We start from the raw sequence: 22,051 nt of genomic DNA, 5'->3' as shown, positions 1-22,051 counted from the left end.
GTTGTCCGTCTGGGGAACAGATGCACGGTTGGGGGCCGTCAGCGCTCTCTCAGCAGTGGCAGTGGCCCTCCGGGGCGGGCGTCGACGCCGGCACATCGAGTACCGGGCTGCGATCGAAGAAGCCATCGGGCTTCAGCTTGAAACCGGCGGTGTCCACGGGCATGATCGGCCAGTCCTCAATGCGCGGATAGTGGGTGAGGCCGAACGTGTGCCAGAGCACGATGTCCTGGCCGTCGATGTCGCGGTCGGCTTCGATGTACGCCGGCAGGCCGGCACCGCCCGCGTGCTGGTTGACGAAGTCACCGGTCGGGTAGCGCTCGTCCTCGGCGTAGCGGGTCACCCACAGGTCCTTGGTCGCGAAGGTCGCCCGCCTGGCCACGGACGAGTTCTCGTCGGCCAACAGGGTCGGCTGCCCCTCGGGGTACAGCTTGTACCCGACCGGTTCACCGAGCCGGTTGAGCACGTTCGGGTTGGAGACGAGCCAGGTGCGCCCGCTGCGCATGTCGGCCTCGCGCACCCCCTCGGATTCCCGGGCGAGGAGCGTGCGCCGGCGCGTGAAGGCGTTCCCACGCTCGTTGCCGGGCCCCATCGGGACGCGTACGGCTTCCTCCTCCTGGACCCGGTTGGTGTTGCCGTCGAGCGCCATGTCCAAGCGGGCGCTGAACAGGTGCTGGTGGAACGGCGCGCCCAGGCCCGGGGCCAGTTCCGAGGCATACGGGTAGCCCTTGCCGGGGAAGGCGCTGGTGAACACGACGCCGGTCGCCTTGGCCTCGAACTCGATCGTGCCGTCGAGGTAGAGGTACCAGTAGAAGCCGTAGTCGTAGTTGCCAACGGTCGTGAAGAAGGAGATCACGAGACGGCGGTTGCGGCGGGTGTATTCGATGCCCGACCAGAGGTCGCTGTGCTTGGCGAGGATGCTCCAGTCCTCCTCGTGCATGCAGATGCCGTTCTTGATCGTGCGCGGGTTGCCGAACCCGTCCGTGATGACCGGGCTCAGGTAGGTGATCTCGCCGAGGCAGTCGCAGCCGAGCTCGAGCGAGTTGGCGTACTGTCCGACCAGGTACTCGCCGGTGTCGAAGTAGTTCTGCCAGGACCGCACGGGAGCGGGGTCGCCGTAGGGAACGACCATCTCCGCGATCGACGCCCGGTTGATGATGGATCGACGGGCTCCGTTGTCGTCGAAGCCGATGTTGTGCAGCACGACGCCCTCGCGCACGTCGAAGCCCACATCCAGGCTCCACTTCTCCCATTCGACGTGGTTGCCGCCGGTCACGGTGAAGCTCGGGCCCTCCGGCTGGGTGATCTCGATCGGTTTGAGGGTCTCCCGCAGTGGCCCGGTCAGTGTCGGATCGGTGTAGTTTCCGTGCTCGGCCGGGATCGGCACGACGCCGTAGTCGATCACCTGGTCGACGCTCTTGCTGACGATGTCGACATACGCGACGAGGCCGTCGATGGGATGCGCCCAGGCGCTGTCTTCGGGGAAATTCTGCACGAAGGCAAGGCCGCGCAGGATGCGCCGTCCCTTTTCCTCCGGGTATTCGAAGACGCCCGCGGACAGCGGCGCCACCCGCACGCTGGCCACGTCGAGGCCGCGGTCGGCGAGGGCCTTCAGCCAGCGTTCGTCGTGGGTGAGGAGCTCCTCGACCGCCGCGAATTCCTCCTCGAGCACGGGAAGCTCTCCGGTCACCGCGGTGTCGAGCACGATCACGGACTCGACCGTCTGCCGGGTGGCGGACACGGTGACGTCCCGGGGCGCGGCGCAGCCCGACACGTCGTGCAGGAACACCCGGAAACGCCGGTCGGGCTCCCCCGTGGCGCCGCGCGGTGGGTCGAGCAGACCGAGGTAGGCCACCCGGATGCTCTCATCGAGCAGCCCGGCGTCGGCCAGGAGGCCGCGCACCGAGAGGATCTCCTCCGCCGACGCCAGGGCGTACGCGGCGGTGACTGCGAGTGAAACGGAAGTCATGGTTCCCCTTTCCAGGGCTATTGGGCGGCGAGACGAAAGCATCCATCCGGATTCTTTTTTCTATGGTTGTAGAACCATAAGCGGTCACTAAGCTCGCTGGCAAGGGCTTTTTTGGCCCGATGCAGCAGGAGGGCAGCATGCCGAAAGTTGTCGACCACGACCAGCGCCGAGTCGAATTGGTCGAGGCGACCTGGCGGATCATCGCCCGGCACGGCATCGAGGGCGCCACCATGCGAGACATCGCCGCCGAGGCCGGCTTCGCCAACGGAGCCCTCAAGCCCTACTTCCCAACCAAGGACGACCTCCTGACCTTTGCGTTCAGCCACGTGTTCAGCCAGACCAGTCGGCGCATGATCGACGCCACGGTGGGCAGGTCGGGACTGGGCGCCCTCCGGGCCTTCTGCCTCGAGATCCTGCCGCTGGACGACATCCGGATCAGCGAGGCGCGCATCGTCATCCCGTTCTGGCAGAAGGCGCTGACGGATGCCGCCAAGGCCGAGCTGCATGCCGCGGCCATGCTGGAGTGGCGCGACACCATCTGCGCGCAGTTGCGCGAAGGCCGGGCCGCAGGCGAACTCCGCACCAGCGCTCCGGACGAGGACATCGCGGGGCTGCTGATGAACCTGGTCTTGGGCGCTCAGATCACGGCAGTGCTCTCCCCGGCCGAGAATTCACCGAACCAGCTCGTTGCCCAACTGGACGCGGCACTTCGACTGATCAGCACGGGAGTCTGACACTCCGGCACCCGCACGGCCTCAAAATCTTTTTTCGACAACCGTGGAAAAATAGTGACAGGTACTCCGATCCTCGGCTAGGTTACTGGGAATATGTGTGTCCGATCACGTCGGCAAAGGAGCCACCCGTGACCATGACAACCGTCCGCCTCCCTTCCAACACGTCCTTCGACCCCGTGCAGCGCGCCCAGGCGAACAGTTTCGTCGAATGGCGCACCCTGGTCTCGGACTCCTTCGTGCCGCTCGAGGTGCGCTCCGATGCGTCGGAGTTCCGGGGGGTCCTGCGCTCGCGGGTGCTCGACGAACTGTCCATCGTCGAGGTCACCGCCAACGGGCACCAGGTACTGCGCACCCCCGCGCTGATCGCGCGCTCCGAGCGGCACTACTTCAAGCTCAATCTCCAGCTCTCCGGTCACGGCATCCTGATCCAGGACAACCGGGAGGCCACCCTGCGGCCGGGCGACCTCGCCGTCTATGACACGCACCGGCCGTACACCCTGGCCTTCGAGCAGGACTTCCGGACCCTGGTGCTGATGTTCCCGCACGACGCCCTCGACCTGCCGGCGGACTCCGTCGCCCAGCTCACCGCCCGCCGGATGGCCGGCGACGAGGGGCTGGGCCGCCTGATCAGCCCCTTCATGGCCCAGCTGGCCGAGAATCTCGACGCACTGTCAGGCACCACCGGACACCGCCTGGCCTACAACGCCGTCGACCTCATCGCCACGATGTTCGAGAACGAACTGAGCATCCGGCGCGATCCGACCACCCCCGGCACGCACGCGGATCTGCTCACCAGCATCCGTCAATACATCGAAGCCGAACTCGGCGACCCCGATCTCTCCCCGGCCGGCATCGCCGCCGCGCACTTCATCTCGACCCGGCAGTTGCACAAGGTCTTCCACGAGGCCGACACGACGGTCTCCAGCTGGATCCGGATGCGCCGGCTCGAACGCTGCCGGCGTGACCTTCGCGACCCGATCCTCGGGGACCGCTCCGTGGGCACCGTGGCCGCACGCTGGGGATTCCTGGATGCCGCGCACTTCAGCCGCATCTTCCGCACCGCATTCGGTGAGCCGCCCAGCACCTACCGGCGGGGCTGAGCGTCGTCAGCGGCGACGAGCCGTCCCGCTCCGGCAAGTTCCGTTCGTTGAAAGACAAGTTCCGGACCCGGCATTCGGCGAGAGTCATCTCACCGGCTCCCCCGCCCGATCGTCAACTCAACGAGGAGTAAACCCATGACGACTACCAGCAGCACCCCCGAGACCGACTCAGCCACCCTGCACAAGGGCCGTCTGGGCGTCATCGGCATCGTCTTCTTCGTGGTCGCGGCCGCGGCACCGCTGGTCGGAATGACCGGCGCCGTTCCGGTCGCAATCGTTCTCGGCAACGGCGCGGCCGCCCCGGGCGCCTACCTCGTGGTGGGCATCACCCTGCTCCTGTTCAGCGTCGGCTACGCGGCGATGAGCCAGCGCGTCACCAATGCCGGAGCCTTCTTCGCCTACATCGGCCGGGGCCTCGGCCGCCATCTCGGCAGCGCGTCCGCCTTCGTCTCGATCCTCGCCTACTTGGCCATCCAGCTGGCCATCTACGGCTTCTTCGGCGGACTGCTCGGCTCCCAGGTCGGGCTGCTGCCCTGGTGGGCCTGGTCACTGCTGGCCTGGGCAACCGTCACCCTGCTCTCGCTGCTCAGCGTGGACGTCGGCGCCAAGGTGCTCGGCGTGCTGATGCTGCTCGAGCTCCTGGCCCTGGTCGTCACCTCGGTCGCCATCCTTGCCGACGGCGGCCCGGAGGGCCTCAACGTCTGGGCCTCGTTCAACCCGGCGGCGATCCTCGCCGGCGGGCTGGCCGGCTCGGCGGGCATCGCCTTCGCCTTCGCGTTCGCGTCCTTCATCGGCTTCGAGGCCACCGCGATCTACGGCGAGGAATCCAAGGACCCGAAGACGGTGGTCCCCCGGGCCACCTACCTGGCGGTCGGAGTGATCACGGTACTGTTCGCCCTGACGGCATTCGCCATGGTCACGGGAATGGGCGCATCCTCGGTCGTCGAGAAGACCGTGGAGCTGTCGACGCTCGACGGTGTGCCCCTGGCCGACCCGGCCGCGGTGCTCTTCTCCCTCGCGACCCAGTACGTGGCGCCGTGGATGGCCACCGTGATGGGCATCCTGGTGGTCTCGAGCCTGTTCGCCGGGCTGCTGGCCTTCCAGAACGCGGCCAGCCGCTACCTGTTCGCCCTCGGCCGCGGCGGTGCGCTGCCCACCCCACTCAGCCACGTCAACGGTCGCGGCGCCCCGAGCACCGCCTCCCTCGCCACGTCGGTGCTCACGGGTCTCGTCATCGTGACCTTCGCCGTCTTCCGGCTCGACCCGGTGCTCAACATGTTCTACTGGTTCAGCGGCCTCGCCGTGGTGGCGATCGTGCTGATCGAGATCCTCGTCTGCATCGCGGTCATCGTGTTCTTCCGCCGGAATGCAGGCAACGAGAACGTGTTCCAGACCATCGTCGCGCCCGTGCTGGCGACCATCGGGCTGGTTCTCGGCGAGTACTTGCTGATGAGCCGCTTCGGGCTGCTGGCCGGCACGGTCGCCGAGGGCGTGGACCCCACGGTGTCGTCGTGGGGGCTGAGCCCGATCGGCTGGGTGCTGGTCGCCCTGCCCTTCGTGCTGCTGCTCGTCGGCTACCTGCACTCGCTGTGGTCGCACACCGAGAACGAGGCTCTGGTCAAGGACGTCCTCTCGTAGCCGGCGAGCCGTGAAACGGGGCGTCGGCCGCGAGGCAGGCGCCCCTTCTCTCTGCCCAGCGGACCGTGATGGGTACGTGATGCCGGGTCAGAGTCCGAACCCGGAGTGACGGATGCCCCAGCGCACAGACCAGGACTCCCCCGGCTCGACCCAGCTCAGGCCCGCGCCCGAGTTGAAGGCGTTCGCGGGGGCTGTCATGGGCTCGATCGCCACCGCCAGCCCCAGGGACGGACCGTCCGGCCCGTCGAAGGGGAAGTTGCGCGGTGTGAAGACCTGCACGTTGCGGATGTTCCGGTCACCCCAGATCGTGACGCTGCGGCCGTCGGGTGCGGTCAACGCGGCCACTCCGGCCACGCCGGCATGCTCGCCGGCCACGCCGGCATGCTCGCCGGCCACGTCGGACCGGTCCTCGACCGACTTGGAGCCCACCCCGCCGAAACCGTCGTCGAGATCGATGTCGCCCACCCGGAGCCCCGCCCGCAGGTCGAACCGGGTGCCGGCGACGGAGGACTCCCCGATGGGGTTCTGACGGTCGTCGACATCGATGTGGGTGTGCGCCGCGATCGTGAGCACGAGATCCTCGGTCGCGACGCCGCCGATCTTCGGGTACGGATGCGCGCCAAGCGCGACCGGGGCCGCGTCCCTGCCCACGTTCCGCACCGTGTGGGTGACCTCGAGACCGTCGTCCGTGAGCGTGTACCGCACGGTCGTGTCGAGCAGAAACGGGTAGCCGGCCTGAGGGAAGACGGTGGCGGCCAGGGTGACCGAGCTCGGGCTGCGCTCGAGCAGGCGATAGGACGAATACCGCAGGAGACCGTGGATGGCGTTGGACAGTTCCGGCTCGGTGAGCGCCAGCCGCTGCACGATGCCCTCGTGCTGCCAAAGACCATCCCGGATGCGGTTGGGCCACGGCATGAGCACGATCCCGGCCCCCCACGGCGGGGTGGACTCGGCCGCGAACGGCTCGACCAGGTCGATGCCGTCCACGGAATACAGTCGGAGCCCGGCGGCCACCTCGGTGATGACCGCCAAGGCGGCCCCACTCGGCGTGACCGACCTCAGCTCATATTGAAAACCCGTTGCAGCGCGCATGATATCAACCTACTCCGGCCGCAGAACGGTCAGGCCGGCCTCGCGGAGGGGCAACAGCACGGCCTCGCCGGCCGCGGCATCCGTCACCAGTGTGTGGAACGCGCGCAGCGGACCGACCTGCCCGAGGTGCACCTGGCCGAGCTTGGAGGCGTCGGCCACGACGACCGCCCGGGTCGCGGCGGCGAGCATGAGCGCCTTGATCCCGGCCTCGGGCAGGTTGATGTTCGTGACACCGCGGCCGGCCTCGACGCCGTTGCAGCCGATGAAGGCGAGGTCGGCGTGCACCTGGCTGAGCACGGTCGCCGCGAGCGGCTCGACCAGCGAGTGCTGCAGCGGGCGGAGTGAGCCGCCCGTGACGATCACGGTGAACCGCGGGATGGCCGGCTCGAGGGCGAGGGCGATGCTGAGCCCGTTCGTGATGATGACCACGTCGGTCAGCTCGGCGCGGGCCAGCAGGGCGTGGGCGATGGAGAGGGTGGTCGTGCCGACGTCGAGGATGATGCTCTGCCCGCTCGTCACGAGGGACGCGGCGAGCGCGCCGATCTGCTGCTTAGGGAGCACGGATGACGCGAGCGCCTCCTCGAAGGAGGACTCCCGCAGCGGACGGCCACTGGCAGGCGCCGCCGGAACCGCCCCGCCGTGCACGCGCTGCAGCGTTCCGGCGGACTCGAGCAGATCGAGGTCGGCCCGAGCCGTGACGCCGGACACCCCGAACGCGTCGCGCAGCTCGCTCACCCGCACGAAGCCGCGCTCCCCGATCAGGCGCTGGATCTGCTCCCGGCGCTGGTGGGCGGGGAGGATGTCCGGATCTGTCCGTTCAGGAGTGGCCATACATAATCTTCACTTAGTTTGCTTTAGTTTTCAATCTGAAAGTTCTGGTTTCATCTGCGAAAATCAGATAGCGTGGTTTTTGCCATGAACACACCAGACTTCGTAGCCGATACCGGCATCATCCGTCACCGCCACACCCTCGCCGACGGTCGGGATCTCATCTACTTCGATGACCCGCAGACCACCCTGCCGCCGGAACGCGCGGCAGACCTGCGCGAACTCGACCCACGCCCCGCCACCGCCCGGATGCGCCAGGACCCGCTCAGCGGCGAGTGGGTCTCGATCGCCGCCGCCCGCCAGAACCGCGTGTTCCTGCCGCCCGCGCACCTGGACCCGCTCGCACCGTCGACGCCGGGCAACCCGTCCGAGGTGCCCAGCAACTACGACGTGGCCGTGTTCGAGAACAAGTCGCCCTCGTTCGGTCCGCTCCTCACCGACGCCGATGCCCCGGCAGGACTCGACGACCTGAACACCATCGGCCTGAACCGCATCCGCACCTCGGTCGGCCGCTGCGAGGTCGTCTGCTTCAGCCCGGAGAACGAGGGCTCTTTTGCCAGCCTGTCGGTCGTGCGCGCCCGCACCGTGATCGAGGCCTGGGCCGAGCGCACGCATGCCCTGTCCCAGCTGCCCGGCGTGGAACAGGTCTTCCCGTTCGAGAACCGCGGCGAAGCCATCGGCGTCACGTTGCACCATCCGCACGGTCAGATCTACTCCTACCCCTACGTCACGCCGCGCACGCAGCGCGTGATCGCCTCCCTCGACCAGTACGGGCCGAACCTGTTCGCCGACATCCTCGCCAGCGAACAGGCCGGGGGCCGGGTCATCCTCACCGGTGAGCACTGGACCGCCTTCGTGCCGTTCGCCGCCCGCTGGCCGATCGAAGTGCACATGCTGCCGCACCGCCACGTTCCCGACTTCGCCGCGACCAGCCTGGCCGAGCGCGATGAGCTCGCCGTGCTCTACCGGCGGCTGCTGCGCGGAATCGACGCCCTCTACGACACCCCGACTCCGTACATCGCGGCCTGGCACCAGGCCCCGGTCTCGGTGCGCCGCGACGAGATCCGGCTGATGCTGCAGGTGACCAGCCCCCGCCGGGCCGAGGACAAGCTCAAGTTCCTGGCCGGGTCGGAGGCCGCCATGGGCGCCTGGATCGGCGATGTCACACCGGAGCAGGCGGCCGACAACATTCGCCGTGCAGTCGAACGCTCCGCCGTGGCGGACGCGGCCGTCGAGCAGGCCGGCGCCGCGGCATCCGTTCCCACTCCCAGCACCACGCTCGAAGGGCAGGCCCGCGCATGACCGATCTCATCCAGACCGTGACGGATGGCTTCACGAGCCGTTTCGACGCGTCCCCGGCCGGACTCTGGTCGGCCCCCGGCCGCGTCAACCTGATCGGCGAGCACACCGACTACAACGACGGCTTCGTGTTCCCCTTCGCGATCAACCGGCGCACGCTCGTCGGGCTCCGCCTGCGCGGCGACCGCCTGCTGAGGGTCGCGAGCTCGTTCGCCACGGAGACCGTGGAGCTGTCCCTCGACGAGCTGACCCCGGAGAACCTGGCGGGCTGGTCGGCCTACCCGCTCGGCGTGGCCTGGGCCCTCGGCGAGTTCGGCGCCGACCTGGCCGTCGTCCCCGGCTTCGACGTGTTCATCGACTCGGACGTGCCGATCGGGGCCGGGCTGTCGTCGTCCGCCGCGATCGAGAGCGCGGTCGCCGTTGCCCTGAACGACCTCTGGGATCTGGGGCTCGACCGGCGCGTGCTCGCCCGGGTGGGCCAGCTGGCCGAGAACCGGGCCGTCGGGGCTCCCACCGGCATCATGGACCAGTCAGCGTCGCTGCTCGGCGAGGCCGACTCGGCCGTGTTCCTGGACTGCCGCACCCTCGAGGCCGAGGTGATCCCGCTCGGCTTCGACGCCGCCGGACTCGAGCTGCTGATCATCGACACCCGGGTGAGCCATGCCCACTCGACCGGAGGGTACGCCTCGCGCCGGGCCTCCTGTGAGCTGGGTGCACGGATGCTGGGGGTCACCTCCCTGCGCGACCTCACCGTGGACGACCTCGGCCCCGCCTCCGACGTGCTCGACGACGAGACGTTCCGCCGGGTGCGGCACGTGGTCACCGAGAATCAGCGCGTGCAGGACACCGTGCGCACCCTGCGCGAGCAGGGACCGACCGCGATCGGCGCCCTCCTGGACGCGTCGCACCTGTCTATGAGGGACGACTTCGAGATCTCGGTGCCGGAGCTCGACCTCGCGGTGGAGACCGCGCGCGGCGCCGGGTCCATCGGCGCCCGGATGACCGGCGGCGGCTTCGGCGGCGCGGCCATCGCCCTGACTCCGAGCGACCTGATCCCCGCGGTCACGGCCGCGGTCACCGCCGCGTTCGCGGCCCGGGGCTTCGCGGTGCCGGACCTGTTCGTGGTGCGCGCCGCCGATGGGGCCGCCCGGCAGCAGTAGCGCCGGGCTACGCGCTCCGCTCGGCTTAGCTCCGCTCGGCTTAGCTCCGCTCGGCTTAGCTCCGCTCGGCTTGGCTCCGCTCGGCTTGGCTCCGCTCGGCTTGGCTCCGCTCGGCTTGGCTCCGCTCGGCTTGGCTCCGCTCGGCTTGGCTCCGCTCGGCTTGGCTCCGCTCGGCTTGGCTCCGCTTGGCTTAGTGGCTAACTCAGGAGAAACTGACCGGACCGTCGGCAGTACCCGCGGATTACGGGGCCGACGTGACTCGGGACATCCGTATCTCCTGAGTTAGCCACAAAAAAACCCACACCGCGTGCGTTCACGGCGCGACCGCGGTGGGCTCGCCGCCGGTGATCCGCACGAGTTCGTCGAACGTGGTGGGGAACACGGTGTGCGCGTGTCCCGCCGCGGCCCAGACGACGGGGAATTCGGCGAGCGCGACGTCCACCAGGGTACGGAGCGACGACGGATGCCCCAGCGGCGCGACCCCGCCGATGACCTGACCGGTGGCCTGCTCGACGACATCTTTCGAGGCGCGTCCGATCGTGCCGCCCAGCCTGTCCCCCAGCCAGGCCGCGTCGACTCGGTGCGCCCCGGAGGTGAGCACGAGCAGCGGCTCGCCGTCGAGGGTGAAGACGAGCGAATTCGCGATGGCGCCGATCTCGATTCCGAGCGCCTCCGCGGCGGCGGCGGCCGTTGGGGCAGCAGCGTCGAACCAGCGGATCTCCGGGTCTGTTCCGTGGGCGCGAAGAGCCTGCCGAACCCGATCGACGGACGGATGCGCGGTATTCACCATGCCGGAAGCCTAGGGCCTGTGCGAGGCGCGCCCGATAGGCTGACGCGTATGACTGCCGACAGCGCCGCCCGCATCATCATCTTGCCCGACCGACCCGGACCGGTCGTCGCCGAGACCGCCTTCGTCGCCCCGGGGGCCGTGCTCGTCGGCAACGTCACCCTCGCCGAACACGCCAGCATCTGGTACAACGCCGTGCTGCGCGCCGAAGCCGAGCCCATCCGCATCGGCCCCGGCTCCAACCTTCAGGACAACGTCTCCTGTCACGTGGACCACGGCTTCCCGCTGATCGTCGGCCGGAATGTGTCCGTCGGGCACGGAGCCGTGCTGCACGGCTGCACGGTCGAGGACGGCTCGCTGATCGGCATGATGGCCACCGTACTGAACGGCGCCGTCATCGGTTCCGGGTCGCTGGTCGCCGCGGGAGCCGTGGTGCTCGAGGGCACAATCGTGCCGCCGCGGTCGCTGGTCGCCGGCGTTCCCGCCAAGGTGCGGCGCCCCCTGACGGATGACGAGGTGGCCGGCCTCGGCCACAACGCCGAGGAGTACCTGCGCCACTCCGCCCTGCATGCCTCGGTGGCGGCGCCGCCCGAGGACTGAGTCGGAACGGGTCTCGACAGGCTCGACCACCGGCGCAGACTTGGGCTCCCGGCGCGGACTCGGGCTCGCGGCGCAAGTTCTAACGTGCGTCGGTGCCCACGGCGTGCGCTGCGACGGCATCATCATTGGTCCTAGCGGGTCCCGGTCGCCGAGAGACGAGAGACCAGAGACGAGAGACCAGAGACCAGAGACCAGAGACGACGAGCGAGCGTGCCGGATTAGCGGATGAGGGACAGCTCGGCGGCCTTCACCACGTTGCAGAGCAGCATGGCACGGGTCATCGGGCCGACCCCGCGCGGGTTCGGGGAGAGATGACCGGCGACGTTCGCGACATCCGGGTGCACGTCACCGGTCAGAGTGCCCGTGCCGGTGATCGGGTCGGTCACGCGGGTGATTCCCACGTCGAGCACCGCGGCGCCTGGCTTGACCCAGTCGGCCTGGATCAGATGCGGCACGCCGACGGCCGCCACGACGATGTCGGCGCGGCGTACCTCGCCGGGCAAGTCGACCGTGCGGGAGTGAGTCAGGGTGACGGTGGCATCCAGGCCCTTGCGGGTGAACAGCAGGCCGAGCGGGCGCCCGACGGTGAGGCCGCGTCCGACGACGACGACGCGCCGGCCGACGATCGGAACGTCGTATCGGCGCAGCAGCTCGACGATGCCGGCCGGGGTGCATGGCAGTGGCGAGTCCAGCTCGCCCTCGATGCCGAGTACCAGGCGGCCGAGGTTCGTCGGGTGCAGGCCGTCGGCATCCTTCGACGGGTCGATCAATTCGAGCATGGCGTTGTCGTTGTGGCCGACCGGCAGCGGTAGCTGAATGATGTAGCCGGTCACCTCGCGAGCGGAGTTCAGGTCCTTGATCGCGGCGCGCACATCGGCGCTGGTCGCCGACGCGGGCAGGTCGACGCGGATCGATTCGATGCCGACCTCGGCGCAGTCGCGGTGCTTGCCGGCGACGTACGAGCGCGATCCCGGGTCGTCGCCGACCAGGAGCGTGCCGAGCCCGGGCACGATCCCGTGCGCGCGCAGCTCCGCGATCCGGTCGATGAGCTCGGTCTTGACCGTGGAGGCGGTCTTGACTCCGTCGAGGATGATTGCCGTCATTGTGGTTCCATTCAATCGATCGTGCTCAAGTGCCCTGATGCCCTGATGCTCTGATGCTCTGCTGCCCTGATGCCCTGCTGCTCTGATGCCCTGGTGCTCTGGTGCTCTGGTGCTCTGATGCTCTGATGCTCTGGTGCCGGAGGCGCGTGCGAATTCGACGGAGATTTTGGGCGACACGCCGGTGACGGATGCCGCCAGCGGGCTTTCAAGGCACAATCTCCGTCGAATTCGTTTACACGCAGGGCGCTGAGCCCCGGCGCGGCGGGCGCTACTGCTGCAGGCCGGGGTACAGCGGGAAAGCTTCGGTGAGCACCTTGACGCGGGCGCGGAGGCCCTCGACGTCGGCGTCGGGCTTGAGCGCCTCGGCGATGACGTCGGCGACGACCGTGAACTCCTCGTCCCCGAAGCCGCGGGTGGCCAGGGCGGGGGTTCCGATGCGCAATCCGCTGGTGACCATCGGCGGCCGCGGGTCGAACGGCACCGAGTTGCGGTTGACCGTGATGCCGACCGCGTGCAGGGCGTCCTCGGCCTGCTGGCCGTTGATCGGCGAGTTGCGGAGGTCGGCGAGCACGAGGTGCACGTCGGTGCCGCCGGTGAGCACGTCGACACCGCCGGCGCGCGAGTCATCCGCCATCAGACGGTCGGCGAGGATGCTCGCACCGCGCAGGGTGCGCTCCTGACGTTCCTTGAACTCGGGCTCGGCCGCGAGCTTGAACGCGGTCGCCTTGGCTGCGATCACGTGCATCAGCGGGCCGCCCTGCTGGCCGGGGAACACGTTCGAGTTGAGCTTCTTCGCCAGCGCCATGTCGCGCGAGAGGATCAGACCGGACCGGGGACCGGCGAGGGTCTTGTGCACCGTGGTGGACACGACATCCGCGTAGGGAACCGGGGACGGGTGCAGGCCCGCGGCGACGAGTCCGGAGAAGTGGGCCATGTCGACCCAGAGCATGGCGCCGACCTCGTCGGCGATACTGCGGAACGCCTCGAAGTCGAGGTGGCGGGGGTAGGCGGACCAGCCGGCGATGATGACCCGGGGGCGGGACTCGAGCGCCTTCTCACGCACGACGTCCATATCGACGAGGAACGTTGTCGGGTCGACGCCGTAGGCGACGGGGTTGTAGAGCTTACCGGAGAAGTTGAGCTTCATTCCGTGGGTGAGGTGGCCGCCGTGGGCCAGTTCCAGCCCGAGGATGGTGTCGCCGGGCGTCGCGATGGCCGACAGCACGGCGGCGTTCGCGGTGGCGCCGGAGTGGGGCTGCACATTGGCGTAGGCGGCGCCGAAGAGGGACTTGGCCCGGTCGATGGCGAGCTGCTCGGCGACGTCCACGTACTCGCAGCCGCCGTAGTAACGGCGTCCCGGGTAGCCCTCGGCGTACTTGTTGGTGAGCACCGAGCCCTGCGACTGCAGCACTGCACGCGGCACGAAGTTCTCGCTGGCGATCATTTCGAGGTAGTCGCGCTGGCGTCCGAGCTCCTGCTCGAGGACGGCGGCGATCTCGGGGTCGACAACCTCCAGAGGATCGTTGAACGTGGACCGCAGAACGGTGGATGGCACGGAATCGGGCACGGGGGTCTCCTCAGACTTTGTGATTACGACGTGATGATCAATCGTCGTGGCCCAGGCGTGCGGTCACTAACCGTGTCAGTCGCTCCCCGATGGTGACCCATCTTTCGTGCTACGCCAGTCGCGACAGGCTCGATCTTATCAGTCGGGCCGGGTGCCCAGCTCATCGATTATGAGCACGTCGACGCGCACATGGTGCGTGTCATAGGCGGCCCGGCCCACCATGTGCGCGGCCACCGGGGCTGTCAACGCCTGGAACACGACGATCGCAATGACGAGGGTGACGGTGCCCACGGTGAAGTTGTTCAGGGCCACATCGGCCGTGATTGCCATCAGCCCGAAGATCTGCGGCTTGGTAGCGGCGTGCAGCCGCGACAACACGTCGGGGAAACGGATGACGCCGATCCCGGCCGCGAGGCACATCACGGCCCCGGCGAGCACCAGAACCGCCGAGATCACGTCTTGCAGTTCGTCGCTCATTCGCTGTCCTCCACGGGAAGGAAGCGTGCGACGCTGAGCGACCCGAGCACCGCGAAGAGGGCGAGAACGAGCAGCACCGGCAGCGTGTCCGTGTGCCGGTTGAACGCCATCTCAGCGCCCATCGCGCAGATCACGGTCGCGACCAGGACATCCGAGGCGATGACCCGGTCCAGCACGGTCGGGCCGCGCACGATTCGATAGAGGGCGCACAGGGCGCCGGCCCCGAACAGCACCCCGGCAATAACGGCGACGATGAGCATCAGGCGGTTCCTCCCCGCTTTCGTTTCTCGTGCGCATGCTGGTCGCGTGCGCGTTGGTCTTGCACGCTCCTGTCCTCGCCGCGGACCCGGCGGAGGCGTTCCACGTCTTCCCGGGACCCAAGGGCCATCACGATCCGGCGTTCCTCGTCCAGGACGCCGTTCCGGAACCGTTCCACCTGGTCCGGCCGATGCACGTTGAGCACGTGCAGGTACAGGGTCGACCGCACCCGGTCCACATCGACCACGATCGCGCCCGGGACGATCGACGTCGACACCCCGGTCAGCGTCAGGATGAAATCGCTGCGGGTGCGCAGGTGCACGGCGACGATGGCGTTGCTGGGCGTGTAGCGCGGGGAGAGCGCGAGGACGGCCACCTGCAGCGAACCACGTACGATGTCGAAGCCGAGCCGGACCAGGAAGGTGAGCGTGTACCAGAGGTTCAGGCGCAGACCCAGTTCCACCGCGGGCAGGTAGAAGCCCACAGAGACGATGGCGGCCAGCAACATTCCGGTGAGCAGGTTGAGCCAGGAGAAGGAACCCCAGAGCAGCATCCACAGCAGCACGAGCCCGAGGAAGAGAGGCACCTGATTCGCGAACGTGGCGAGGCGCTGCTTCGGGGTGCTCATGGCGTGCCGTTCGGGAAGACGGCGTCGATGTAGGTGGCGGGGGTCTCGATGTCGGCGGCCGCGCGGGTGGTGAGTGCGAAAACCGGCCCGGCGAACACGGTGAGCGAGACGGTCAGCAGCAGCAGCGCAGTCGTCGCAGCGGTCATCAGCGGCGAGATGGTGCGGGTCGTGACCGCGCCCTCGTCGTCGGGATCCTCGAGGAGCGCATCGAGCATCGGCGACTCGTAGTCCTCGACCTCGCCTGCCCCGCGCCAGAACGCGATGTTCCAAACCCGGGCCAGGGCGTAGAGCGTGAGCAGCGAGGTGGCGGCTCCGGCGCCCATCAGGATGTACGTCACCGGTTCGGCGATGTCCGCGCCGGCCTGGAAGAGGGCGATCTTGCCGAGGAAACCGGAGAACGGCGGGATGCCGCCGAGGTTGAGCGCCCCCACGAAGAACAGGAAGGCCACGAACGGCGCCGCTTTCAGCAGCCCGCCCAACCGTGCCAGCGAGGTGGTGCCGCCCACCCGCTCGATCAGCCCCGCGCAGAGGAAGAGGGTCGTCTGAACCGTGATGTGGTGCACGACGTAGAAGATGGTGGCCGCGATCGCCAGGGGCGTGCCCATCGCGATGCCGAAGATCATGTAGCCGATGTGGCTCACCAGAGTGAACGACAGCAGTCTCTTGATGTCCGCCTGCGCGAGCGCCCCGAGGATGCCCACGATCATGGTCAGGAAGGCCACCACCATCAACGGCACCGACAGCACGCTGTCGGGGAAGAGCAGGGTCTGCGTGCGGATGATCGCGTAGATGCCGACCTTCGTGAGCAGACCCGCGAACACCGCCGTGACCGGGGCCGGAGCGGTGGGATACGAGTCGGGCAACCAGAACGACAGCGGGAAGACCGCGGCCTTCACGCAGAAGGCGAGCAGGAGCAGCAAGTTGAGGATCAGCTGCACGTCGGGCGGGAGGTCCGCCACCCGGTCGGCGATCAGCGCCATGGTCACGGTGCCCGTGGCGCCATAGATCAGGGCGATCGCACTGAGGAACAGAATGGAGGAGACCAGGCTCACCACGATGTAGGTGACACCGACCCGGATGCGCGCACCCGTGCCGCCGAGCGTCAGCAGCACGTAACTCGCCGAGAGCAGCATCTCGAACCCGACGTAGAGGTTGAACAGGTCCCCGGCGATGAACGCGTTGAACAACCCGGCCGCCAGCACAAGGTAAGTGGGGTGGAAGATCGAGACGGGGGTTTCCCGGTCGCCGTCGACGATGCCCTGCCCCACGGCGAACAGGAGCACGCCGAGCAGCATCAGCGCCGAGACCAGGAGCATGATCGCGGACAGACGGTCGACGACGAGCACGATGCCCCACGGGGCGTCCCAGCCGCCCACATGAACGACGGCCGTGCCGCCCTGATCGACCTGGATCAGGAGCACGGCGCCGATGACGGCCACCATCGTCAGGGCGAAGACACTCACCGCGATCTGCTGGGGTCGGCGCCGGCCGAAGGCCAGGGTCAGCGCGCTGCCCAGAAGCGGGATCGTGACGACGAGGGGCACGAGAATGTTCGCCGGAAGGTTCATCGGTTCATCCCCTCGCCCGGCGCGTTGGCCGGGTCGCCGCGCTCGCCCGTGTGCCCGTGCTGGTGCTCGTGCTCGGTCCCGCGCTCGCTGGCGTCGAGGTCTTCCTGGCTGGCCGCCTCATCTTCGGTCACCGAGCGGAAGGACTCCTCGGTGCTTGCGAAGGTCTCGGCCGCGTGCTCATCCGTGAGCGTGTCGCCTTCGTCACCCAGACGCGCCAGCCACCAGGACCGGTAGATGAGCGCGAGGATCAGCGCCGTGATACCGAAGTTGATCACGATGGCGGTGAGCATGAGCACCTGCGGCACCGGGTCGGCCATCGCGGCGTCGGCGGCCGTTCCGGTGACGATGGGCGAGTTGCCCGGGCGGCCGCTCATGATGAAGATCAACAGGTTCGTCGCGTTGCCCACCAGCAGGAATCCGATCAGCACCCGGGTGAGGCTGCGCTCCAGCATCACGTAGACCCCGGCGGCGTACATGACCGCCATCACGATCACGAGGGTGAGGGAGACGCTCATGCCGAGGCCTCCGCACCCTGCTGCGACTGCGAGCGGGGCTCGGTCTCGCCGGCTTCCTGCTGGCGGTCGACCTCGCTACCGAGGCTGCGCAGGATGTCCAGCACCAGACCGACCACGACCAGGTACACGCCGACGTCGAAGATCGTCGAGGTGCCGAAGGACAGGGGACCGAGCACGGCCACCGTGGTTTCGAAGTAGGCGGATTCCAACGGGATGCCGCTGAAGAAGAGGGAGACCACGGCCATCCCGACGGCCAGCACGATGCCGAGCCCGAGGATCTTGCCGGGGTGGACGGGCACCGCCTCGCCCAGTTCGTAGCGGCCTCCCGCGAGGTAGCGGGAGACGAGGGCCAGGCCGGCGATCAGTCCGCCGGCGAAACCGCCGCCGGGCGCGTTGTGCCCGGCGATGAGCAGGTAGACCGAGACGATCATGGCCGGGTGGAAGAGCAGGCGAACCAGCACCTCGACCATGATCGAGCGGTCCTTCTCGGCGACCGTGCGACCGGCCAGGAGCCAGGACTGGCGGGTGACGGCATGCCCCTCGGAGGGCGCGGCCGGGTCGGCGACCACCGTGCGCCGGTGCGGCAGAGATCGGAGCTTCCGCGATTCGCGCAGCCGCGGCACGACCGTGTTGCGGCCCGAGACGAACAGCAGGCTGGCGACGCCGGTGGCCACCACGATCAGCACGGAGATCTCGCCCATCGTGTCCCAGGCACGGATGTCCACGAGCATCACATTCACGATGTTGCGTCCGTGCCCCTCCTCGACCGCGAGTCGCGGCAGCTCCGCGGCGATGCTCGGGGCCTGCCGGGCGCCGAGCGCGATCACACCGATGGTGCCCATCACGGCGCCCACCAGCACGCCGATCACCGCGCGCCGCCGCGGGTGAACGGGCCGGTTGCGCTGGGCGATCTTCTGGGGCAGCCGACGCAGCACCAGCACGAAGACGACGATGGTGATGGTTTCCACGAGCGCCTGGGTCAGGGCCAGATCGGGGGCGCCGTGGAACGCGAACAGAGCGACCAGGCCGTAGCCGGTGACTCCGGCCAGCAGCACGGCGGTGATCCGCTCGCCGACGCGCGCGGCCATCACCGCGGCGATGCCCATGGTGAGGGCGATCGCCACCTGGCCGGGGTAGTCCCAGAGCACGACCTGGTCCGGCCAGCTGCGGTTCACGAAGGCCGCGAACCCGAGCGCCAGCACGAAGACGATGAGGATGGTGGACAGGTACTGCGGCAGTCCGCCGATCTGGGCGAAATGGGTGATGCGCGCCGCGGCCCGGTCGATGCTGCGCACGGTGTAGCCGTAGCCCTGCCCGGCGTCGACGTAGGCCGGCACGATGCCCTGCAACCGGGCCACCCCTCGCCGCTTCCAGAACAGTGCGAGGCCGAGAACGACCACCGCGGCGCTCACGGCGAGCGCCGGTTCGAAGCCGTGCCAGAGCGCGAGGTGGTAGTCGCCGACGCCGGGCACGGTGTCGGCATAGGAGGCGAGCACGGGGTCGAGCAGGAAGACGAGTGGGCCGAGCAGGACGGTGGCCACGGCCAGCAGCCCCGGCGCCAGCTGGAAGTCCCAGCGGGCGGGGTGCAGCGCGGTGTCCGCGAGGGTCACCCGGGTTCCGAAGGCACCCCAGAGGAAGCGGGCGCTGTAGGCGACCGTCAGCACCGAGCCGAGCACGGTGCCGATCAGAGCGACCCAGCCCCATCCGTCACCGGCCAGAGCGGCTTCCAGGAACGCCGTGAACACGGCTTCCTTCGCGACGAAGCCGAGCAGCGGCGGGATGCCCGCCATGGAGGCGACCGACACCAGGGCGATCGCGGCCAGCACGGGCGCGTTGCGCCCCACGCCGGAGAGCTGCCGCCAGTCGCGGGTGCCGGCGCGGTGGTCGATGATGCCCACGGTCAGGAACAGCGCCGACTTGTAGAGGGCGTGCGCGAGGAGCAGCGCGACCCCGGCGAGCGCCGCGTCCCGGGTGCCGAAGCCGACGACGACCATCAGGAACCCGAGCTGGCTGACCGTGCCGTAGGCCAGCACCAGCTTGAGGTCGTACTGGCGCAGCGAACGCCACGCACCGACCAGCATGGTGCCGACGCCGAGGGTGACGAGCACCGGCATCCAGCCCGGAGTGTCGGCATAGCCCGGTGCGAGACGGGCGACCAGGTAGAGGCCGGCCTTGACCATCGCCGCCGCGTGCAGGTAGGCGCTGACCGGGGTCGGCGCCGCCATCGCGGCCGGGAGCCAGAAGTGGAAGGGCACGAGCGCGGACTTCGACAGCGCGCCGACCAGGATGAGCAGCACCGCCCAGGTGGTGGCCGGGCCGGTGACAGGGTCGGCGACGATCACGGCCAGCGACGTGGTGCCGGCCTCCACGGTGAGGATGACGACCCCGACCAGCATGATCAAGCCGCCGAAGGTGGTCACCAGCAACGCCTGCAGGGCGGCGCCGCGGCTCGCCCGCTTGAAGGTGTAGTGCCCGATCAGAATGTAGGAGAGCACGCTCGTGATCTCCCAGAAGATGAACATGACAACGATGTCGTCGGATGTCACCAGGCCGTACATTGCCCCGGCGAACGCCAGCAGGCTGGCCGCGAACCGGCCCAGCGCGGGTTCGTCGGCGCTGAAGTAGCGGACGCAATAGACCAGCACGAGGGCGCCGACCCCCGTCACGACCAGGGCGAGCAACCAGGCAAGGGTGTCGACGCGAAACGAGAGCGAGATGCCCAGCGCGGGGATCCACGGGATGCTTTCGGTGATCGCTTCACCTGCCGACACGGCCCGGGTCTGGGTGAGCGTGAAGCCGAAGGCGGCCGCGGGGAGCAGTGCGACGACGTAGAAGACGCGGATGGAGAGCCACCGGGTCAGCAGCGGCGTGAGCGCGGAAAGGGCGGCGAAAGCCAGGAGGATTGTCGCCATGAGGCCTCCCGGCTTTCTCGAAGTCAGAGTGTCAGGGCGAGTCTACCGGAGGCCGTGGACGTCGGCCCCGTCCGAGGGCCGCTAGGGTTGGCCAAAACCCGATAATCGGAAGAGCCCCATGACGCGTGCAAACCGGGGGCCTCAACTCCCCCAGAAACTTGACCACTCCGAGTACCACGGTCGTGGCGTGGAGACGCCGTTCGAGCACATCTCGGATGCCCTGAGCGTTCACGAGGACGAGGGGCTGCACAAGGGACTCAAGGCCCGCCAGGTGCAGATGATCGCCATCGGCGGGGCCATCGGCACCGGCCTGTTCCTCGGGGCCGGCGGACGCCTGGCCACGGCCGGGCCCTCCCTGGTCTTCGTCTATGCGATCTGCGGTTTCTTCGCGTTCCTGATCCTGCGCGCCCTCGGGGAGCTCGTGCTGCACCGCCCGTCGTCGGGCTCGTTCGTCTCCTACGCCCGCGAGTTCTTCGGCGAGAAAACGGCGTTCGTCACGGGCTGGCTCTACTGGCTGAACTGGGTGATGACCGCGATCGTCGACGTCACGGCCGTGGCGATCTACATGAAATTCTTCGCCAAGTACTGGGCCCCATTCGGCGACGTGCCGCAGTGGCTGTACGCCTTCGCTGCCCTTGCCGTCGTCCTTTCCCTGAACCTGCTGTCAGTGAGCGTGTTCGGCGAACTCGAATTCTGGTTCGCCCTGATCAAGGTCCTCGCCATCGTGGCCTTCCTGCTGGTCGGCACCTGGATGGTCATCTTCGGCACTCCGATCCCCGGCCAGGAAGCGGGATTCAGCCTGATCGGGGACAACGGGGGCTGGCTGCCGAACGGCCTGATCGCATCCGTTCTCGTGGTGCAGGGCGTCGTCTTCGCCTACGCCTCGATCGAACTGGTCGGCACGACCGCCGGGGAGACCGAGAATCCGGAGAAGGTGATGCCGAAGGCGATCAACACCGTCATCATTCGCATCGCCGTCTTCTACGTCGGCTCGATCCTTCTACTCTCGCTGCTGCTGCCGTACACCGCGTACAAGGCCGGCGAGAGCCCGTTCGTGACGTTCTTCGGAACCATCGGCGTCGGCGGCGTCGACGTGATCATGAACCTGGTCGTGCTCACGGCGGCCCTGTCCTCGCTCAACGCGGGGCTCTACTCGACCGGGCGCATCCTGCGGTCGATGGCGCTGGCAGGGTCGGCGCCGCGCTTCGCCGGCAAGGTGAGCCGCACGGGTGTGCCGTTCGGCGGCATCCTGCTCACCGGCGTGGTCACCCTGCTCGGCGTCGGCCTGAACGCCGTCGTGCCCGACAAGGCCTTCGAGATCGTGCTGAACATGGCCGCCATCGGCATCATCAGCGCCTGGGGCATGATCGTGCTCTGCCAGCTGCGCCTGCACGCCTGGTCGAAGCTCGGCATCCTGCAGCGTCCCGCGTTCCGGATGTTCGGGGCTCCGTACACGGGCTACGCCAGCCTGGCCTTCCTGGTCGCCGTGCTCGTGCTGATGGCATTCGACTGGCCGGTGGGCACGCTCACGATCAGCTCGCTCGTGATCATCATCCCGCTGCTGATCGTGGGCTGGTACGCCTGCCGCGGCCGCATCCTCGAGATCGCCGCCGCCCGCGAGGGGTTCACCGGCCTGGTGCCGATCCTGCCCAGCCGCCCACTGTCGGACCAGCTGCGCGAGTCCGACCACACGGACACCGACCGCACGGAGTAGCCGCCACGCCACCGATCGCCGTTTCCCCGTGCGGGGAGCCCGGGCGGCTAACATGGCCGATTGATCACTGCGCGGCAGATTGTCTCGCGATTAACGGAGAACACT

Annotated in this window: 19 protein-coding genes, 1 pseudogene and 1 riboswitch; of the genes and pseudogenes, 8 read left to right on the top strand and 12 right to left on the bottom strand. The window is 68.5% G+C overall.

Translation table 11 applies throughout. The features are described 5' to 3' along the window. Positions 1–49: 49 nt before the first annotated feature. Complete coding sequence (locus E3T28_RS04225; RefSeq protein WP_134428251.1) at positions 50–1,966, bottom strand: primary-amine oxidase; 1,917 nt, start codon at positions 1,964–1,966, stop codon at positions 50–52. Positions 1,967–2,103: 137 nt separating this feature from the next. Between E3T28_RS04225 and E3T28_RS04220 the strand changes: the two genes are divergently transcribed. The 3 genes from E3T28_RS04220 to E3T28_RS04210 all read left to right on the top strand — a co-directional run bounded on the left by E3T28_RS04220 (position 2,104) and on the right by E3T28_RS04210 (position 5,438). Then, on the top strand, positions 2,104–2,700 hold the full coding sequence (locus tag E3T28_RS04220) for a TetR/AcrR family transcriptional regulator (RefSeq protein WP_134428249.1): 597 nt from the start codon (positions 2,104–2,106) through the stop codon (positions 2,698–2,700). Between the two features lie 134 nt (positions 2,701–2,834). Beyond that, on the top strand, positions 2,835–3,800 hold the full coding sequence (locus tag E3T28_RS04215) for an AraC-like ligand-binding domain-containing protein (RefSeq protein WP_134428380.1): 966 nt from the start codon (positions 2,835–2,837) through the stop codon (positions 3,798–3,800). Positions 3,801–3,935: 135 nt separating this feature from the next. Continuing rightward, positions 3,936–5,438, top strand: coding sequence for an APC family permease (locus E3T28_RS04210; protein ID WP_134428247.1), 1,503 nt, complete (start codon positions 3,936–3,938; stop codon positions 5,436–5,438). Positions 5,439–5,525: 87 nt separating this feature from the next. On the opposite strand, the gene E3T28_RS04205 is transcribed toward E3T28_RS04210, so the two are convergent. Beyond that, positions 5,526–6,530, bottom strand: a complete 1,005-nt coding sequence (locus E3T28_RS04205; protein ID WP_134428245.1) for an aldose 1-epimerase family protein — start codon at positions 6,528–6,530, stop codon at positions 5,526–5,528. 9 nt (positions 6,531–6,539) lie between these two features. After that, positions 6,540–7,361 carry a DeoR/GlpR family DNA-binding transcription regulator gene (locus E3T28_RS04200; RefSeq protein ID WP_134428243.1) on the bottom strand — a complete coding sequence of 274 codons (822 nt, stop codon included), beginning with the start codon at positions 7,359–7,361 and terminating at the stop codon, positions 6,540–6,542. Positions 7,362–7,445: 84 nt separating this feature from the next. Between E3T28_RS04200 and galT the strand changes: the two genes are divergently transcribed. The 3 genes and pseudogenes from galT to E3T28_RS17845 form a co-directional block, all read left to right on the top strand. Next, entirely contained in the window at positions 7,446–8,660 is a 1,215-nt protein-coding gene (gene galT / locus E3T28_RS04195) for a galactose-1-phosphate uridylyltransferase (protein WP_134428241.1), read from the top strand. Continuing rightward, complete coding sequence (gene galK / locus E3T28_RS04190) at positions 8,657–9,817, top strand: galactokinase (RefSeq protein ID WP_134428239.1); 1,161 nt, start codon at positions 8,657–8,659, stop codon at positions 9,815–9,817. The genes galT and galK overlap by 4 nt, the downstream gene beginning before the upstream one ends. A gap of 30 nt (positions 9,818–9,847) precedes the next feature. Then, positions 9,848–10,018: pseudogene (locus E3T28_RS17845) on the top strand (hypothetical protein); the annotation flags it as partial. 112 nt (positions 10,019–10,130) lie between these two features. Here E3T28_RS17845 and E3T28_RS04180 read toward each other — a convergent pair. After that, positions 10,131–10,607, bottom strand: coding sequence for a YbaK/EbsC family protein (locus tag E3T28_RS04180; protein ID WP_134428237.1), 477 nt, complete (start codon positions 10,605–10,607; stop codon positions 10,131–10,133). A gap of 48 nt (positions 10,608–10,655) precedes the next feature. On the opposite strand from E3T28_RS04180, the gene E3T28_RS04175 reads away from it, so the two are divergent. Beyond that, positions 10,656–11,204: a gamma carbonic anhydrase family protein gene (locus tag E3T28_RS04175; RefSeq protein WP_134428235.1), complete on the top strand. Its 549-nt coding sequence runs from the start codon at positions 10,656–10,658 to the stop codon at positions 11,202–11,204. A gap of 218 nt (positions 11,205–11,422) precedes the next feature. On the opposite strand, the gene E3T28_RS04170 is transcribed toward E3T28_RS04175, so the two are convergent. From E3T28_RS04170 to E3T28_RS04135, 8 genes are all read right to left on the bottom strand, one after another. Continuing rightward, a complete protein-coding gene (locus E3T28_RS04170) occupies positions 11,423–12,307 on the bottom strand; it encodes a bifunctional methylenetetrahydrofolate dehydrogenase/methenyltetrahydrofolate cyclohydrolase (protein WP_134428233.1) in 885 nt (294 codons plus the stop codon). A 268-nt stretch (positions 12,308–12,575) separates the two neighbouring features. Continuing rightward, positions 12,576–13,874, bottom strand: a complete 1,299-nt coding sequence (glyA, locus tag E3T28_RS04165) for a serine hydroxymethyltransferase (protein WP_134428231.1) — start codon at positions 13,872–13,874, stop codon at positions 12,576–12,578. 42 nt (positions 13,875–13,916) lie between these two features. Continuing rightward, positions 13,917–14,006, bottom strand: a riboswitch (ZMP/ZTP riboswitch). Positions 14,007–14,012: 6 nt separating this feature from the next. Next, positions 14,013–14,351 carry a monovalent cation/H(+) antiporter subunit G gene (gene mnhG, locus E3T28_RS04160; RefSeq protein ID WP_134398020.1) on the bottom strand — a complete coding sequence of 113 codons (339 nt, stop codon included), beginning with the start codon at positions 14,349–14,351 and terminating at the stop codon, positions 14,013–14,015. Continuing rightward, on the bottom strand, positions 14,348–14,611 hold the full coding sequence (locus tag E3T28_RS04155) for an MrpF/PhaF family protein (RefSeq protein ID WP_134428229.1): 264 nt from the start codon (positions 14,609–14,611) through the stop codon (positions 14,348–14,350). Before E3T28_RS04155 ends, mnhG begins: the two co-directional genes overlap by 4 nt. Continuing rightward, positions 14,611–15,237, bottom strand: a complete 627-nt coding sequence (locus E3T28_RS04150; protein ID WP_134428227.1) for a Na+/H+ antiporter subunit E — start codon at positions 15,235–15,237, stop codon at positions 14,611–14,613. The genes E3T28_RS04155 and E3T28_RS04150 overlap by 1 nt, the downstream gene beginning before the upstream one ends. Next, positions 15,234–16,805 carry a Na+/H+ antiporter subunit D gene (locus E3T28_RS04145; RefSeq protein ID WP_134428225.1) on the bottom strand — a complete coding sequence of 524 codons (1,572 nt, stop codon included), beginning with the start codon at positions 16,803–16,805 and terminating at the stop codon, positions 15,234–15,236. Before E3T28_RS04145 ends, E3T28_RS04150 begins: the two co-directional genes overlap by 4 nt. Next, positions 16,802–17,320 carry a sodium:proton antiporter gene (locus tag E3T28_RS17135; RefSeq protein WP_198417151.1) on the bottom strand — a complete coding sequence of 173 codons (519 nt, stop codon included), beginning with the start codon at positions 17,318–17,320 and terminating at the stop codon, positions 16,802–16,804. Before E3T28_RS17135 ends, E3T28_RS04145 begins: the two co-directional genes overlap by 4 nt. Beyond that, positions 17,317–20,232, bottom strand: coding sequence for a Na+/H+ antiporter subunit A (locus E3T28_RS04135; protein WP_134428223.1), 2,916 nt, complete (start codon positions 20,230–20,232; stop codon positions 17,317–17,319). Before E3T28_RS04135 ends, E3T28_RS17135 begins: the two co-directional genes overlap by 4 nt. 118 nt (positions 20,233–20,350) lie before the next feature. Between E3T28_RS04135 and E3T28_RS04130 the strand changes: the two genes are divergently transcribed. Further along, positions 20,351–21,946 carry an amino acid permease gene (locus E3T28_RS04130; RefSeq protein ID WP_134428221.1) on the top strand — a complete coding sequence of 532 codons (1,596 nt, stop codon included), beginning with the start codon at positions 20,351–20,353 and terminating at the stop codon, positions 21,944–21,946. The last annotated feature ends 105 nt before the right edge of the window (positions 21,947–22,051 follow it).

Origin of the sequence: Cryobacterium sinapicolor, from assembly GCF_004403465.1 — a bacterium.
Classification (GTDB): Bacteria; Actinomycetota; Actinomycetes; order Actinomycetales; family Microbacteriaceae; genus Cryobacterium; species Cryobacterium sinapicolor.
The sequence above is the reverse complement of the archived record's forward strand: the minus strand, read 5'-3'. Positions and strand labels throughout refer to the sequence as shown.

Excerpts from the sequence above, each read along its gene's own strand:
- E3T28_RS04225 (WP_134428251.1), bottom strand. The coding sequence starts at position 1,966 with ATGACTTCCGTTTCACTCGCAGTCACCGCCGCGTACGCCCTGGCGTCG.
- E3T28_RS04220 (WP_134428249.1), top strand. The coding sequence starts at position 2,104 with ATGCCGAAAGTTGTCGACCACGACCAGCGCCGAGTCGAATTGGTCGAG.
- E3T28_RS04215 (WP_134428380.1), top strand. The coding sequence starts at position 2,835 with ATGACAACCGTCCGCCTCCCTTCCAACACGTCCTTCGACCCCGTGCAG.
- E3T28_RS04210 (WP_134428247.1), top strand. The coding sequence starts at position 3,936 with ATGACGACTACCAGCAGCACCCCCGAGACCGACTCAGCCACCCTGCAC.
- E3T28_RS04205 (WP_134428245.1), bottom strand. The coding sequence starts at position 6,530 with ATGCGCGCTGCAACGGGTTTTCAATATGAGCTGAGGTCGGTCACGCCG.
- E3T28_RS04200 (WP_134428243.1), bottom strand. The coding sequence starts at position 7,361 with ATGGCCACTCCTGAACGGACAGATCCGGACATCCTCCCCGCCCACCAG.
- galT (WP_134428241.1), top strand. The coding sequence starts at position 7,446 with ATGAACACACCAGACTTCGTAGCCGATACCGGCATCATCCGTCACCGC.
- galK (WP_134428239.1), top strand. The coding sequence starts at position 8,657 with ATGACCGATCTCATCCAGACCGTGACGGATGGCTTCACGAGCCGTTTC.
- E3T28_RS04180 (WP_134428237.1), bottom strand. The coding sequence starts at position 10,607 with ATGGTGAATACCGCGCATCCGTCCGTCGATCGGGTTCGGCAGGCTCTT.
- E3T28_RS04175 (WP_134428235.1), top strand. The coding sequence starts at position 10,656 with ATGACTGCCGACAGCGCCGCCCGCATCATCATCTTGCCCGACCGACCC.
- E3T28_RS04170 (WP_134428233.1), bottom strand. The coding sequence starts at position 12,307 with ATGACGGCAATCATCCTCGACGGAGTCAAGACCGCCTCCACGGTCAAG.
- mnhG (WP_134398020.1), bottom strand. The coding sequence starts at position 14,351 with ATGAGCGACGAACTGCAAGACGTGATCTCGGCGGTTCTGGTGCTCGCC.
- E3T28_RS04155 (WP_134428229.1), bottom strand. The coding sequence starts at position 14,611 with ATGCTCATCGTCGCCGTTATTGCCGGGGTGCTGTTCGGGGCCGGCGCC.
- E3T28_RS04150 (WP_134428227.1), bottom strand. The coding sequence starts at position 15,237 with ATGAGCACCCCGAAGCAGCGCCTCGCCACGTTCGCGAATCAGGTGCCT.
- E3T28_RS04145 (WP_134428225.1), bottom strand. The coding sequence starts at position 16,805 with ATGAACCTTCCGGCGAACATTCTCGTGCCCCTCGTCGTCACGATCCCG.
- E3T28_RS17135 (WP_198417151.1), bottom strand. The coding sequence starts at position 17,320 with ATGAGCGTCTCCCTCACCCTCGTGATCGTGATGGCGGTCATGTACGCC.
- E3T28_RS04135 (WP_134428223.1), bottom strand. The coding sequence starts at position 20,232 with ATGGCGACAATCCTCCTGGCTTTCGCCGCCCTTTCCGCGCTCACGCCG.
- E3T28_RS04130 (WP_134428221.1), top strand. The coding sequence starts at position 20,351 with ATGACGCGTGCAAACCGGGGGCCTCAACTCCCCCAGAAACTTGACCAC.